General features: G+C 72.2%; 13 protein-coding genes. 5 read left to right on the forward strand and 8 right to left on the reverse strand.

Going from position 1 to position 12,725, the window contains the following annotated elements:
* Positions 1 to 10: 10 nt before the first annotated feature.
* The 6 genes from N5875_RS19775 to paaA form a co-directional block, all read right to left on the reverse strand.
* A complete protein-coding gene (locus tag N5875_RS19775; protein WP_338495169.1) occupies positions 11 to 1,144 on the reverse strand; it encodes an acyl-CoA dehydrogenase family protein in 1,134 nt (377 codons plus the stop codon).
* Positions 1,145 to 1,265: 121 nt separating this feature from the next.
* Complete coding sequence (locus N5875_RS19780; RefSeq protein ID WP_318208223.1) at positions 1,266 to 2,369, reverse strand: 2Fe-2S iron-sulfur cluster-binding protein; 1,104 nt, start codon at positions 2,367 to 2,369, stop codon at positions 1,266 to 1,268.
* The gene (paaD, locus tag N5875_RS19785) at positions 2,370 to 2,867 is read right to left on the reverse strand and encodes a 1,2-phenylacetyl-CoA epoxidase subunit PaaD (protein WP_318208222.1); all 498 of its coding nucleotides are present in this window, start codon (positions 2,865 to 2,867) and stop codon (positions 2,370 to 2,372) included.
* Positions 2,861 to 3,601, reverse strand: a complete 741-nt coding sequence (gene paaC, locus N5875_RS19790; RefSeq protein ID WP_318208221.1) for a 1,2-phenylacetyl-CoA epoxidase subunit PaaC — start codon at positions 3,599 to 3,601, stop codon at positions 2,861 to 2,863. The genes paaD and paaC overlap by 7 nt, the downstream gene beginning before the upstream one ends.
* The gene (gene paaB / locus N5875_RS19795) at positions 3,598 to 3,885 is read right to left on the reverse strand and encodes a 1,2-phenylacetyl-CoA epoxidase subunit PaaB (RefSeq protein ID WP_015034815.1); all 288 of its coding nucleotides are present in this window, start codon (positions 3,883 to 3,885) and stop codon (positions 3,598 to 3,600) included. Before paaB ends, paaC begins: the two co-directional genes overlap by 4 nt.
* A complete protein-coding gene (gene paaA, locus N5875_RS19800) occupies positions 3,882 to 4,934 on the reverse strand; it encodes a 1,2-phenylacetyl-CoA epoxidase subunit PaaA (RefSeq protein WP_318208220.1) in 1,053 nt (350 codons plus the stop codon). The genes paaB and paaA overlap by 4 nt, the downstream gene beginning before the upstream one ends.
* A 112-nt stretch (positions 4,935 to 5,046) precedes the next feature.
* Between paaA and N5875_RS19805 the strand changes: the two genes are divergently transcribed.
* From N5875_RS19805 to N5875_RS19815, 3 genes are read left to right on the forward strand one after another with little or no spacing between them, the layout of a single operon-like run.
* Positions 5,047 to 5,775 carry a DUF5819 family protein gene (locus N5875_RS19805; protein ID WP_318208219.1) on the forward strand — a complete coding sequence of 243 codons (729 nt, stop codon included), beginning with the start codon at positions 5,047 to 5,049 and terminating at the stop codon, positions 5,773 to 5,775.
* Positions 5,772 to 7,073, forward strand: coding sequence for an HTTM domain-containing protein (locus N5875_RS19810; protein ID WP_338495173.1), 1,302 nt, complete (start codon positions 5,772 to 5,774; stop codon positions 7,071 to 7,073). Before N5875_RS19805 ends, N5875_RS19810 begins: the two co-directional genes overlap by 4 nt.
* Complete coding sequence (locus N5875_RS19815) at positions 7,070 to 7,747, forward strand: TrmH family RNA methyltransferase (protein WP_318208217.1); 678 nt, start codon at positions 7,070 to 7,072, stop codon at positions 7,745 to 7,747. Before N5875_RS19810 ends, N5875_RS19815 begins: the two co-directional genes overlap by 4 nt.
* Positions 7,748 to 7,835: 88 nt before the next feature.
* Here N5875_RS19815 and paaN read toward each other — a convergent pair whose 3' ends face one another.
* Positions 7,836 to 9,533 carry a phenylacetic acid degradation protein PaaN gene (gene paaN, locus N5875_RS19820; RefSeq protein WP_338495175.1) on the reverse strand — a complete coding sequence of 566 codons (1,698 nt, stop codon included), beginning with the start codon at positions 9,531 to 9,533 and terminating at the stop codon, positions 7,836 to 7,838.
* 124 nt (positions 9,534 to 9,657) lie between these two features.
* Between paaN and N5875_RS19825 the strand changes: the two genes are divergently transcribed.
* Both N5875_RS19825 and N5875_RS19830 read left to right on the forward strand, forming a co-directional pair.
* Complete coding sequence (locus N5875_RS19825; RefSeq protein WP_318208215.1) at positions 9,658 to 11,268, forward strand: 3-hydroxyacyl-CoA dehydrogenase; 1,611 nt, start codon at positions 9,658 to 9,660, stop codon at positions 11,266 to 11,268.
* Positions 11,265 to 11,858, forward strand: coding sequence for a TetR/AcrR family transcriptional regulator (locus N5875_RS19830; RefSeq protein WP_318208214.1), 594 nt, complete (start codon positions 11,265 to 11,267; stop codon positions 11,856 to 11,858). The genes N5875_RS19825 and N5875_RS19830 overlap by 4 nt, the downstream gene beginning before the upstream one ends.
* A gap of 95 nt (positions 11,859 to 11,953) precedes the next feature.
* Here N5875_RS19830 and N5875_RS19835 read toward each other — a convergent pair whose 3' ends face one another.
* Positions 11,954 to 12,556, reverse strand: coding sequence for an Lrp/AsnC family transcriptional regulator (locus tag N5875_RS19835; RefSeq protein WP_338495177.1), 603 nt, complete (start codon positions 12,554 to 12,556; stop codon positions 11,954 to 11,956).
* Positions 12,557 to 12,725: the final 169 nt, after the last annotated feature.

Consider the following 12,725-nt stretch of genomic DNA (forward strand, 5'->3'; position numbering starts at 1 on the left):
CCGCCCGGTCTCAGCCGAGGGGGTGGTCGGCCAGGAGGTCGCCCAGGGCGTCCTCGTGGGCCGCGGCGGGGCCGAGGGACAGCTCCAGGTGCTTGGCCCAGGCGTGGAAGCGGTGCAGCGGGTAGTCGGTGTCGGCGCCGAAGCCGCCGTGCAGGTGCTGCGCGGTCTGCACCACCCGTCGTACGCCTTCGGAGGCCCAGATCTTCGCGACGGCGATGTCCCCTTCGGCGGGGAGTGCCGCTTCGGCTCCGCTGGACAGGCGCCAGGCCGCCTGCCAGAGGGTGACCTCCATGGCGCGCAGGTCGATGTAGCGGTCGGCGGTCTGGACGGCGACGGCCTGGAAGGTGGCCACGGGGTGGCCGAACTGTTCGCGTTTCCCGGTGTAGTGGCTCGTCATGGTGAGGACGGCCTCGCCGAGGCCGAGGGCGAGCGCGCAGGTGCCGGTGGTGAGGAGTCCGCGGAGCCGGTCCCAGGCGCCTTCGGTGTCGATGACGTCGGTGTCGTCGAGGCGGACCGCGTCGAGTCGTAGTTCCGCCAGGAGTTCGCCGCTGGTGGAGTACTGGGCGGTGAGGGTCAGTCCGTCGTGCGTGCGGGGCAGCAGGGCGAGGACCGTGGCGCCGTCGGTGGTGTGTGCGGGGACGGCGATGATGTCGGCGCCATGGGCCCAGGGGACTGCGGTCTGCAGGCCGTCGAGGATCCAGTCGGTGCCGTCGCGGTGTGCGGTGACGGCGCGTTCGGCGGGGTCGTGGCCGGTGCGTCCCTGAGCGGCGGCGGTGAGGACGAGTTCGCCGCGGCTCACACGGGGGAGCAGGTCGGCGGCCGTCTTCGGGGGCGCGTACCGCTCGACGGTCATGGCGACGGCGCTGGTCTCCAGGAGGGGGACCCGGGCCAGGACGCGGGCGGATTCGCGCAGGACGAGGCAGAGGGCGACGGGGTCGAGCCCGCCGCCTCCGTGCTCCGGGGACACCACGAGGCCGAGGAGGTCGGCGGCGGCGAGGCGGGACCAGAGCGGTCGGTCGAGGTCCTCGGAGACGGCGCCCGGGGTGAGGGCGGGGCTCGGTACCGCGTCGGGCGTGACGCCCGAGAAGACCGCCTTGGCGGCCTCGACGGCCGCCTGCTGCTCTTCGGTGAAGGTGAAGTCCACTGCCCTGCCCTCCCGTTGTGCCCCTGCTGGTCCTGACGGATCGTCAAGATAGAACAGGTTCTAGTGGAAGGGAATGGCGGCGCCGTAGTCGGGTCGGGGCGCGGCGCCGGTTCCTCTCTCGTCAGCGGTCGAAGTCCAGCTCCACGTCCGGGGTGACCGGGTGGGACTGACAGGCCAGGACGTATCCGGCTTCTGTCTCCTCGGGTTCCAGCGCGAAGTTGCGGTCCATCCGCACCTCTCCGCCGACGAGGAAGGCGCGGCAGGTGCCGCACACCCCGCCCTTGCAGGCGTACGGGGCGTCCGCGCGGGAGCGGAGCACGGTGTCGAGGAGGGTCTCGCCGCGGTCCACCGGCCAGGTGCCGGAACGGCCGTGGAGGGTCGCGGTCAGTGTGGCGTGCGCGGGGGTGTCGGCCGTGGGGACCGGGGTGGGCGCGGAGCCGTCGTCGACGTGGAAGATCTCCTGGTGGATCCGGCCGCGGTCGACCCCGAGGCCGCGCAGGGCCCGCTCGGCGCCCTGGACGAGCCCGAAGGGGCCGCAGAGGAACCAGCCGTCGATGGACTCGACGGGCAGCAGTGAGGGCAGGAGCGCGGCGAGTCGCTCGTGGTCGAGGCGGCCGGACGGCAGACCCGCCTGCTGCTCCTCCCGGGAGAGGACGGTGACCAGCTGGAAGCGGTCGGGGTGGCGGTCCTTCAGGTCGGCGACCTCGTCGAGGAACATCGTGGACGCGGCGGTGCGGTCGCTGCGGATCAGGCAGAACCGGGCCTCCGGCTCGCGGGCGAGCAGGGTGGCCGCGATCGACAGGACCGGGGTGATGCCGCTGCCGCCGACGACGGCCGCGAAGTGGCCGGGGCGCGGGGTGAGTGAGAAGCGGCCCATCGGTTCCATGACCTCGACGAGGTCGCCGACGGCCAGTTCCTTGAGGGCGTACGTCGAGAAGGCGCCGCCGTCGACGAGCCGGATGCCGACGCGCAGGACGGGGGCCTCGCCGGGCGGGGTGGCGGGGGCGCAGATCGAGTACGTGCGCCGGATCTCCTCTCCGTGCTCGCCGGTGCGGCGCAGGGCGAGGTGCTGGCCGGGGAGGTGCCGGTACGTGTCGTGGAGCTCGGGCGGGACGGCGAAGGTGACCGCCACGGAGTCGTCCGTGAGCTGCTCGACCTCGCTCACCCTGAGGGGATGGAACCCGGCCCGCCCCGCGGCCCGGGCGCCCGCGCCTGAGGACTCCATCTACAGCTCCTTGAAGTGGTCGAACGGTTCGAGGCAGGCGGTGCAGCGGCGCAGGGCCTTGCACGCGGTGGAGGAGAAGCGGCTGAGGAGTTCGGTGTCGGTGGAGCCGCAGTTCGGGCAGCGGATCGCCAGGGTCAGCGGTATAGGGCCGCCGGCCGGGCCCTGGGGGCGCGGTGGTGCGACGCCGAACTCGGCGAGCTTGCGCCGCCCTTCCTCGCTGATGTCGTCGGTGGACCAGGCGGGGGCGAGGACCGTGACGACGGAGACCTCCGGCACGCCGTGCTCGTGGAGTGCGCGCTCGATGTCCGAGGACATGGTCTCGACGGCGGGGCAGCCTGTGTACGTCGGGGTGAGGGCGACCTCGACCCGGCCGGGTCCGGTGACGTGGACGCCGCGCAGGACGCCGAGCTCGGCGAGGGTGAGGACGGGCAGTTCGGGGTCGAGGACGGCGCCGGCGATCCGGCTCAGCTCCTCTTCCAGGGCGGTCATGGTCACCATGTCGCCCCCGGGTGGCTGCGGTGGAGGTGCTGCATCTCGGCGAGCATCCGTCCGAAGTCCTCGGTGTGCAGTCCCTGCCGGCCGGCGCCCGCGGCCCAGGCGCCGGTGCGCGGCCCTTCGGGCACGGTGAGCGTGGCCCTGCCGAGGATGTCGGTCACCGAGGTCAGCCAGGCGCTCTCCATGGCCGCGTGGTCGACGTCGATTCCCTCGACGGGCTGGAACAGTTCGCCCGTGTACCGCCAGAGGGCGTCGCAGGCCCGCTGCATCCGCCGGTGGCTCTCGTCGGTGCCGTCGCCGAGGCGCAGCGTCCAGTGCTCGGCGTGGTCCTGGTGGTAGGCGACCTCCTTGACGGCCTTGGCGGCGAGGCCGGCGAAGGGGCCGTCGCCGGAGGCCAGCTGCCCGTACAGGAGGTGCTGGTAGGTGGAGAAGTAGAGCTGCCGGGCGATGGTGTGGGCGAAGTCGCCGTTCGGCTGCTCGACCAGTTGCACGTTCCGGAAGGAGCGCTCCTCGCGGAGGTATGCCAGTTCGTCCTCGTCGCCGATGAGGGAGAGCAGGACGCGGGCCTGGCCGAGGAGGTCGAGCGCGATGTTGGCCAGGGCGACCTCCTCCTCCAGGACGGGGGCGGAGCCCGCCCACTCCCCCAGGCGGTGGGAGAGGACGAGGGCGTCGTCGCCGAGGGCGAGGGCGGCGCCGGTGATCACGGTGGCCTCGCTCGTGGCCGGGGTGGTGCTCACAGGTGCTTCACCCCCTCCGGGATCTCGTAGAACGTCGGGTGGCGGTAGGGCTTGTCCGCGGCCGGCTCGAAGAACGGGTCCTTCTCGTCGGGCGAGGAGGCGGTGATCTCCGTGGAGGGCACGACCCAGATGGACACGCCTTCGCTTCGGCGGGTGTACAGGTCACGGGCGTTGCGCAGGGCCATCTCCGCGTCGGGGGCGTGGAGACTGCCCGCGTGGGTGTGGGACAGTCCGCGGCGGGAGCGCACGAACACCTCCCACAGCGGCCAACCGTCGCTCGTCATGCCTGTGCCTCCCCGTGCTTGCCGGTGTGCTGGTGCTGCTTGGCGTGGTGCTTGTCCACGCGGTGCTTCTCCGCGTGGGCCGCGGCGGCCTCTCTGACCCAGGCGCCGTCCTCGTGGGCCTGGCGCCGGCGGCTCAGCCGCTGCTCGTTGCAGGGTCCGTTGCCCTTGAGGACGTCCCAGAACTCGGCCCAGTCGATCGCGCCGAAGTCGTAGTGCCCGCGCTCCTCGTTCCACCGGAGGTCGGGGTCGGGGAGGGTGAGGCCGAGGGCCTCGGCCTGGGGCACGGCGATGTCGACGAACCGCTGCCGCAGCTCGTCGTTGGTGTGCCGCTTGATCTTCCAGGCCATGGCCTGGGCGGTGTGGGTCGACTCGTCGTCCGGCGGGCCGAACATCATCAGGGAGGGCCACCACCAGCGGTCCACGGCGTCCTGCGCCATGGCGTGCTGGGCCTCGGTGCCACGGGAGAGGGCGAGCAGCGCCTCGTACCCCTGGCGCTGGTGGAAGGACTCCTCCTTGCAGACCCTGACCATCGCGCGGGCGTACGGCCCGTAGGAGCAGCGGCACAGCGGGACCTGGTTGGTGATCGCGGCGCCGTCCACCAGCCAGCCGATCGCGCCGACGTCGGCCCAGGTCAGCGTGGGGTAGTTGAAGATCGAGGAGTACTTCTGGCGGCCCGAGTGGAGCTTGTCGAGCAGCTCGTCGCGGCTGGTGCCGAGGGTCTCGGCCGCGCTGTACAGGTACAGGCCGTGACCGGCCTCGTCCTGGACCTTGGCCATGAGGATCGCCTTGCGCCGCAGTGAGGGGGCGCGGGTGATCCAGTTCGCCTCCGGCTGCATGCCGATGATCTCGGAGTGGGCGTGCTGCGCGATCTGCCGGACGAGCGAGGCGCGGTAGGCCTCGGGCATCCAGTCGCGCGGCTCGATCCGCTCGTCGGCGGCCACTGCGGCGTCGAACACGGCCTCGTGGGCGGCCTGCTCCGCCGCCACGGCCGCGTCCGACACGCCGGGCGCGCTCGTGGTCTCTGCCGTCCCTGCCGTCACTGCGGTCATCGGACTCCCTACCGACCGATCGTTCGGTTGAATAGCTTCAATGGTGAGTCGGCGGCCCGTATGGTGTCAACCCTGTGGATAACCGAGGTGGGCCGATCGGGATCGGGGCGGGATGGACGCGTACGTCGAAAAGGGCGCCGCTGACGTGGACGAAGGCCGTCCGACACCCCCGGTGGAGCGGGCGGGCGCCGGGATCATGGCCCTGTCGATGCCCTACCAGGTCGTCCTCGCCGTGGCGCTCGCCGTCGTCGGGGTCTTCGCGTGCGTCCATCTGGCGATGGTGTTCCTGCACGTCGCGCCGTCCAACACGCTGACCAAGCGGCACGGCCAGGCCGTCGACGACTGGGTCTATCCGGAGTTCGAACAGAACTGGAAGCTCTTCGCGCCCAATCCGCTCCAGCAGAACGTCTCCGTCGAGGTACGGGCCGAACTCGTCACCGCCGACGGCAGCCGCCGCACCACCGGCTGGATCGACCTCACCGCCCAGGACGCCGAGGCGATCCGGCACAACCCGATGCCCAGCCACGCCCAGCAGAACGAACTCCGCCGGGCCGTGGACTTCTACCTCAACTCGCACTCGGACGACGACACCCCCCACGGGATGCGCGGCCGCCTCTCGGAGGAGTACATGCGCCGGATCGCGATGCTCCGCCTCGCCGACCGGGCCGGTGACGTGGAGCGTGTCCAGCTGCGTACCGTCACCCGGGCTGTCCCCGCCCCCCGGTGGAGCTCCGAGAAGACCGACACGGCCCCCTCGTACCGCGACTTCCCGTGGTGGCCGGTCACCGACGCCGACCGGCCCGCCGGAGCCGACCGAAGCCGCACGGAGGCGGGCCGATGAGCACCCCCACCCCGAGCTCCGGCCCCAGCCCCGCCCCCGCTTCCGTCCCCGCTCCCCCTTCCGCTCCCACGCCCGCGCGTGGCCGTGCCCGCGAGCCCTTCGACCGTCGGCTCGCCCGCGCCGTCCAGAACGTCACGGGCCGCTCCCTCGGCCCGTACCAGACCGCGATCGTGCGGATCGGCTTCTCGCTGACCTGGCTGGTCTTCCTGCTGCGCGAGCTGCCGTTCCGGCACGAGCTGTACGGCCCCGACGGCCCCTGGTCGTGGGAGATGGCACGCCGGCTGGTCGCCGACAACCGGTCCTTCACCGTGCTCATGTGGTCGGACGGCCGGCTCTGGTTCGAGGTCGTCTACGGGCTCGCCGTGCTCTCGGCCGTGCTGCTCCTGCTCGGCTGGCGCACCCGTGCCGTGTCGGTGGTCTTCATGGTCGGCGTGCTCTCGCTGCAGAACCGGTCCGTCTTCGTGGGCGACGGCGGCGACAACGTCCTCCACCTCGCGGCGATCTACCTCGTGCTGACCCGCTGCTCCCAGGTGTGGTCCCTCGACGCCCGGCGGGCCGCCCGCGAGGCGCGGGCCGCGGACGCCGGCGAGCCCCCGCGCCACGATCGTGTCGGACCCGTCCTGTGGACGGTGCTCGGCGGCTTCCTCCTCGCCACCACCTGGTTCAGCGAGGTCACCGGCGAGTGGTGGCTGCCGGTGCTGCTGTGGGTCCTGTGGCTGGGGAACGGCCTGTGGTGGCTGGTCCGCCGGTTCGCGCCCGGGGAGCCGCGCACCCTGCTCGACGCCCTCGCGAACCTCGCGCACAACGCCGCCCTCGTCGTGATCATGGCGGAGGTCTGTCTGATCTACGCCACGGCCGGCTGGTACAAGATCCAGGGCTCGCGCTGGCAGGACGGCACCGCGCTGTTCTACCCGCTCAACCTCGACTACTTCACGCCCTGGCCCGCCCTCTCCGAGCTGCTCGGGACCAGCGGGGTCATGGTGATGCTGCTGACCTACGGCACGGTGATCGTGCAGGTCGCCTTCCCGTTCACCCTCTTCCACCGCAAGGTCAAGAACGTGCTGCTCGTCGCGATGATGCTGGAGCACGCCGGAATCGCGGTGCTCCTCGGGCTGCCGGTCTTCTCGCTCGCGATGATCTCCGCCGACGCCGTGTTCCTGCCGACGCCGTTCCTGGTGGCGCTCGGCGCCCGGGTCGTACGGGGCAGGGACCGGCTGTGGCGGCGGACGCCCGCCGGGGCGCTGCCCGAGCAGCGCCGTACGGGTGAGGAGCACGGTCCCCGTACCCTCGTCGGGTGAGCACCACCGAAGAGACGGCAGCGCCCGAGGCGTCGGAGCCGGTCCAGTACGACGAGGCTTTCGGCCCCGAGATCGGCGTCGGGCCGCACCCCGAGCCATGGCCCGAGGGCGAGCGGTACGACCCCGAGCTGCTCGCCGGCGGTGACCGGCGCAATGTCGTGGACCGCTACCGGTACTGGACGCGGGAGGCGGTCGTCGCCGACCTGGACACCCGGCGGCACGACTTCCACGTGGCCGTGGAGAACTGGGGCCACGACTTCAACATCGGTTCGGTGGTACGGACGGCCAACGCGTTCCTGGCGAAGGAGGTCCACATCGTGGGCCGGCGGCGCTGGAACCGGCGCGGCGCCATGGTCACCGACCGCTACCAGCACGTCCGGCACCACCCGGACACCGAGTCGCTGACCTCGTGGGCGGCGGCCGAGGGCATCCCGGTCATCGGCATCGACAACCTGCCGGGTGCCGTACCGCTGGAGCGGACCGTGCTGCCCCGCCGCTGCGTGCTGCTCTTCGGGCAGGAGGGCCCGGGGCTCACCGAGGAGGCCCGCGCCCATGTGGAGATGGTCTGCTCGATCGCCCAGTTCGGCTCGACCCGCTCGATCAACGCGGGAGCGGCCGCCGCCATCGCCATGCACGCGTGGGTCCAGCGCTACGCGGAGATCGAGACCCCCTAGACCCCCTAGGCCCCCTGGCGCCCCCTGGGCGGGGAAAGCTCCCGGGGAGCCGCGTGGAGGCCCCTGGGAGCCTCCACGCGGGCGTGCCTCAGGCCTGGCGGCGGACCTCCACCACCCGGAAGCGGTTGGAGACGAAAGCGCCGTCGCACAGCGCGGCGTTCGCCGCCGGGTTGCCGCCGGAGCCGTGGAAGTCGGAGAACGCGGCGGTCTGGTTCACAAAGACCCCGCCCGTGAGGTTCAGCGACAGCTGCGCCGACTCCTCCAGGCAGACCTCCTCCACCGCGCGCTCGACGTCCGCCGAGGTCGTGTAGGCCCCGACCGTCATCGCGCCCTTCTCACGGACCGTGCGCCGCAGCAGCTCCAGGGCGTCGGCGGTGGAGTCCACCGAGACGGCGAAGGAGACCGGGCCGAAGCACTCCGAGAAGTACGCGGCCTGGGCGTCCGGCTTGGAGCCGTCCAGCTTCACGACGACCGGCGTACGGACCACCGCGTCCGGGTACTCCGGGTTGACGACCTCGCGGGAGGCGAGCGCCACCTCGCCGAGACCGGCGGCGGCCTCCAGACGCGCCTTCACGTCCGGGTTGACCAGGGCGCCCAGCAGGCCGTTCGCCCGGGCGTCGTCGCCGAGCAGACCTCCGACCGCCGCGGCGAGGTCGGCGACGACCTCGTCGTACGACTTGGCGCCCTGGTCGGTGGTGATGCCGTCGCGGGGGATCAGCAGGTTCTGCGGGGTGGTGCACATCTGGCCGCTGTACAGGGACAGCGAGAAGGCCAGGTTGGCGAGCATGCCCTTGTAGTTGTCGGTGGAGTCGACCACCACCGTGTTGACGCCGGCCTTCTCGGTGTAGACCTGCGCCTGCCGGGCGTTGGCCTCCAGCCAGTCGCCGAAGGCGGTCGAGCCGGTGTAGTCGATGATCCGGATCTCGGGGCGCACGGCCAGGGTCTTGGCGATGCCCTCGCCCGGCCGCTCGACGGCGAGCGCGACCAGGTTCGGGTCGAAGCCGGACTCGGCGAGGACTTCGCGGGCGACCTGCACGGTCAGCGCGAGCGGGAGCACCGCGCGCGGGTGCGGCTTGACCAGGACCGGGTTGCCCGTGGCGAGGGAGGCGAACAGGCCCGGGTAGCCGTTCCACGTGGGGAAGGTGTTGCAGCCGATGACCAGGGCGATGCCGCGGCCGACCGGGGTGAACTCCTTGCTCAGCTCCAGGGGGTCGCGCTTGCCCTGCGGCTTGGACCAGTCGGCCCGCCCGGCGGGGGTGCGGGTCTGCTCCGCGTACGCGTACGCCACGGCTTCGAGGCCGCGGTCCTGGGCGTGCGGGCCGCCGGCCTGGAACGCCATCATGAACGCCTGGCCGCTGGTGTGCATGACGGCGTGGGCGAACTCGTGGGTGCGGGCGGAGATCCGGGCGAGGATCTCCAGGCAGACCAGGGCGCGGGTCTCGGCCCCGGCGTCGCGCCAGGCCCCCATGCCCGCGCGCATCGCGGGGAGCAGGACGTCGATGTCGGCGTGCGGGTACTCGATGCCGAGCTCGGGGCCGTACGGCGAGGTCTCGCCGCCGGTCCAGCCGTCCGTGCCGGGCTGGTCGAGCTCGAAGCGGGTGTTCAGCAGGGCCTGGTGGGCGGCGAGACCGGCCGCGGCGTCGAGCGAGCCGTCCTCCCCGTACGCCTTCGGGTGCTCGGGATACGGCGACCAGTAGGCGCGGGTCCGGATGGTGTCGAGCGCCTGGTCGAGCGTGGACCGGTGCTTCTCGGCCAGTCGGTCGGTGGTCGGCAGAGCGGTGGCCATGGGTGGACCAACTCCTCGTCGAGCTGGGCAGGGAGACACGTACGGAGTTAGAGTAACCGAACGATCGGTCGGGACAAGGGGGCCTGTCGATCCTGTGGAAAACCCATCGGGGAGGATCACTCCTATGAGCGCCAACGTGACCGTCAGGGGGAGCGACGACGTGACCGCCAGTGAGCCTGCCGCCGCCGTGGAAGCGACCGAAGCCGTAGCCGGAGGGGCCCCGGGGCCTGTCGGGCGGGACCGTACCGTCGCCGTCGTCGGCACCGGCACCATGGGCCAGGGCATCGCCCAGGTCGCGCTGGTCGCCGGCCACCCCGTGCGGCTCTACGACAGCGCCCCCGGCCGCGCCGAGGAGGCCGTGGCCGCCCTCACCGCCCGCCTCGACCGGCTCGTCGAGAAGGGGCGTCTCGACGCCACCGCGCGCGAGGCGGCGGTCGGACGCCTGTACGCCGCCCAGGACCTCGCGGAGCTCGCGGACGCGGCGCTCGTCGTCGAGGCGATCGTCGAGCTGCTCCCCGTCAAGCAGCAGCTCTTCGCCGACCTGGAGAAGGTCGTCGGCGACGACACCGTCCTCGCCACCAACACCTCCTCGCTCTCCGTCACCGCCATCGCGGGAGGCCTGCGGCTGCCCGGCCGGTTCGTCGGACTGCACTTCTTCAACCCGGCGCCGCTGCTCCCCCTCGTCGAGGTCGTCAGCGGCTTCGCCACCGAGCCGGACGTCGCCACGCGCGCGTACGAGACGGTGAAGGGCTGGGGCAAGACCCCGGTGCGCTGCGCGGACACCCCCGGTTTCATCGTGAACCGGGTCGCCCGCCCCTTCTACGCGGAGGCGCTGCGGATCTTCGAGGAGGGCGCGGCCGACCCGGCCACCATCGACGCCGCCCTGCGCGAGTGCGGCGGCTTCAAGATGGGCCCGTTCGAGCTGACCGACCTCATCGGCCAGGACGTGAACGAGGCCGTCACCCGCTCCGTCTGGGAGTCCTTCCACCAGGACCCGAAGTTCACGCCCTCGCTCGCGCAGCGGCGGCTCGTGGAGTCGGGGCGCCTCGGCCGCAAGACGGGCCAGGGCTGGTTCTCGTACGCGGAGGGCGCCGAGCGTCCCGAGCCGCACACGGCGGCGCCGGCGGAGGCGCCCGCGCGGATCGTCGTCCGGGGTGACCTCGGTCCGGCGGAGCCGCTGGTGGGGCTTTTCGAGGAGGCCGGGATCACGGTCCGCCGCAAGAAGGGGGACGGCGGATACATCACGCTGCCGGGAGGCGGTGAGCTCAACCTCGCGGACGGGGAGAGCTCCTTCGAGTACCACCGGGAGGAGATCGTCTACTTCGACCTCGCGCTCGACTACGCGCGCGCGAGCCGGATCGTGCTCTCCACCCGGGAGGGCACCTCGGACGAGACGCTCGCCGAGGCCGTGGGGCTCTTCCAGGCCCTCGGCAAGCAGGTCTCCGTGATCGGCGACGTGCCCGGCATGATCGTCGCTCGTACGGTCGCCATGCTGGCCGACCTCGCGGCCGACGCGGTCGACCGGGGAGTCGCCACCGCCGAGGACGTGGACACGGCGATGCGGCTCGGGGTCAACTACCCGGCGGGCCCGCTGGAGTGGGGCGCGAAGGTGGGGTACAGGCGCACGTCGGCACTGCTGGGGGAGCTGCATGAGCGGTACCCGACGGGGCGGTACGCGCCGAGCGTCGCCCTCGTACGCCGCGGCTACGCCGAGTATGCGGAGGATTCCCGATGACCACCGCCAAGCGCGACACGTACACCCCCGAGACGCTGCTCTCCGTGGCCGTACGGGTCTTCAACGAGCGCGGTTACGACGGCACCTCCATGGAGCACCTCTCCAAGGCGGCAGGGATCTCCAAGTCGTCGATCTACCACCACGTCTCCGGCAAGGAGGAGCTGCTGCGGCGGGCGGTCAGCCGGGCGCTCGACGGGCTGTTCGCGATCCTCGACGAGCCGGAGGCCGGGCGCGGCCGGGCCGTCGAGCGGGTCGAGTACGTCACGCGCCGCACGGTCGAGGTGCTGATCGCGGAGCTGCCGTACGTGACGCTGCTGCTGCGGGTGCGCGGCAACACGGGCACCGAGCGGTGGGCCATGGAGCGGCGGCGCGAGTTCGACCACAAGGTCGCCGACCTGCTCAAGGCGGCCGCCGAGGAGGGCGATCTGCGGGCCGATGTGGACATCCGGCTCGCGACCCGGCTGCTCTTCGGCATGATCAACTCGCTGGTGGAGTGGTACCGGCCGCATCCGGACGCGACGGCGGAGCGCGAGCAGCTCGCCGAGACCGTCGCGCATCTGGCGTTCGACGGGCTCAGGACGGCCCGCTGAGGGCCCGCTGAGCACATGTCGAGGCCCGCTGAGGGCCCACTGAGCACGTGTCGAGGCCTGCTGAGGGCCGCCCCGGGTGCGGCCCGGGGCGGCCCTCAGGCGTGCGGGTCCGTGTTGAGGTCCGTCTCCTCGAAGACCAGCAGCGTGCGCGTGGACAGTACTTCCGGGATCGCCTGGATCCGGGTGAGCACCAGCTCGCGCAGCGTCCGGTTGTCCGGTGTGTGCACCAGCAGCAGGACGTCGAAATCGCCGCTGACCAGCGCGATGTGCGTGGCGCCCGGCAGTGCGCCGAGCTGCTCGCGGACCGTGCGCCAGGAGTTCTGGACGATCTTGAGCGTGATGTAGGCGGAGGCGCCGTGCCCCGCCCGCTCGTGGTTGACCCGGGCGCTGAAGCCGCGGATCACCCCGTCGTCGATGAGCCGGTTGATGCGCGCGTAGGCGTTGGCCCGGGAGACGTGCACCCGCTCGGCGACGGAGCGTACCGAGGCGCGACCGTCCGTTTGCAGCAGCCGCAGGATGTCCCGGTCGATCGCGTCCAGCGGGCGCGCCGGAAGGGCGCCCGTCGGCGTGCCGATCGGGGCGCTCAGGGCCTCGCCGGGCCCCTCGCTCCCGGTGCCGCGGAGCGCTCCGCCCGGGTCGCCGCCCGTGTCGTCGTCCGGAGCCCCGCTCCGGTCGACGGCCATTTGTTCATCCGCCATGTCCCCCCGCCTCTCTCCCGTGGACGACCTGTACTCATCCCAGGCTGTGGAGAACCGTTTGTCCACAGGCTGCAGGTGCCTGTAGCCAAAATGCCTCCACGACCGAACAATCGGTAGGTGAGGCGCGCCACACTCGCGCCACCCGCCTTCGGGTCTTATGCCCGCTCCC

The organism is Streptomyces sp. SJL17-4, from assembly GCF_036826855.1.
Classification (GTDB): domain Bacteria; phylum Actinomycetota; class Actinomycetes; order Streptomycetales; family Streptomycetaceae; genus Streptomyces.

Coding starts and splice junctions, on each gene's coding strand:
- N5875_RS19780 (WP_318208223.1), bottom strand. CDS start 2,369: ATGGAGTCCTCAGGCGCGGGCGCCCGGGCCGCGGGGCGGGCCGGGTTC.
- paaD (WP_318208222.1), bottom strand. CDS start 2,867: ATGGTGACCATGACCGCCCTGGAAGAGGAGCTGAGCCGGATCGCCGGC.
- paaB (WP_015034815.1), bottom strand. CDS start 3,885: ATGACGAGCGACGGTTGGCCGCTGTGGGAGGTGTTCGTGCGCTCCCGC.
- paaA (WP_318208220.1), bottom strand. CDS start 4,934: ATGACCGCAGTGACGGCAGGGACGGCAGAGACCACGAGCGCGCCCGGC.
- N5875_RS19805 (WP_318208219.1), top strand. CDS start 5,047: ATGGACGCGTACGTCGAAAAGGGCGCCGCTGACGTGGACGAAGGCCGT.
- N5875_RS19810 (WP_338495173.1), top strand. CDS start 5,772: ATGAGCACCCCCACCCCGAGCTCCGGCCCCAGCCCCGCCCCCGCTTCC.
- paaN (WP_338495175.1), bottom strand. CDS start 9,533: ATGGCCACCGCTCTGCCGACCACCGACCGACTGGCCGAGAAGCACCGG.
- N5875_RS19825 (WP_318208215.1), top strand. CDS start 9,658: ATGAGCGCCAACGTGACCGTCAGGGGGAGCGACGACGTGACCGCCAGT.
- N5875_RS19830 (WP_318208214.1), top strand. CDS start 11,265: ATGACCACCGCCAAGCGCGACACGTACACCCCCGAGACGCTGCTCTCC.
- N5875_RS19835 (WP_338495177.1), bottom strand. CDS start 12,556: ATGGCGGATGAACAAATGGCCGTCGACCGGAGCGGGGCTCCGGACGAC.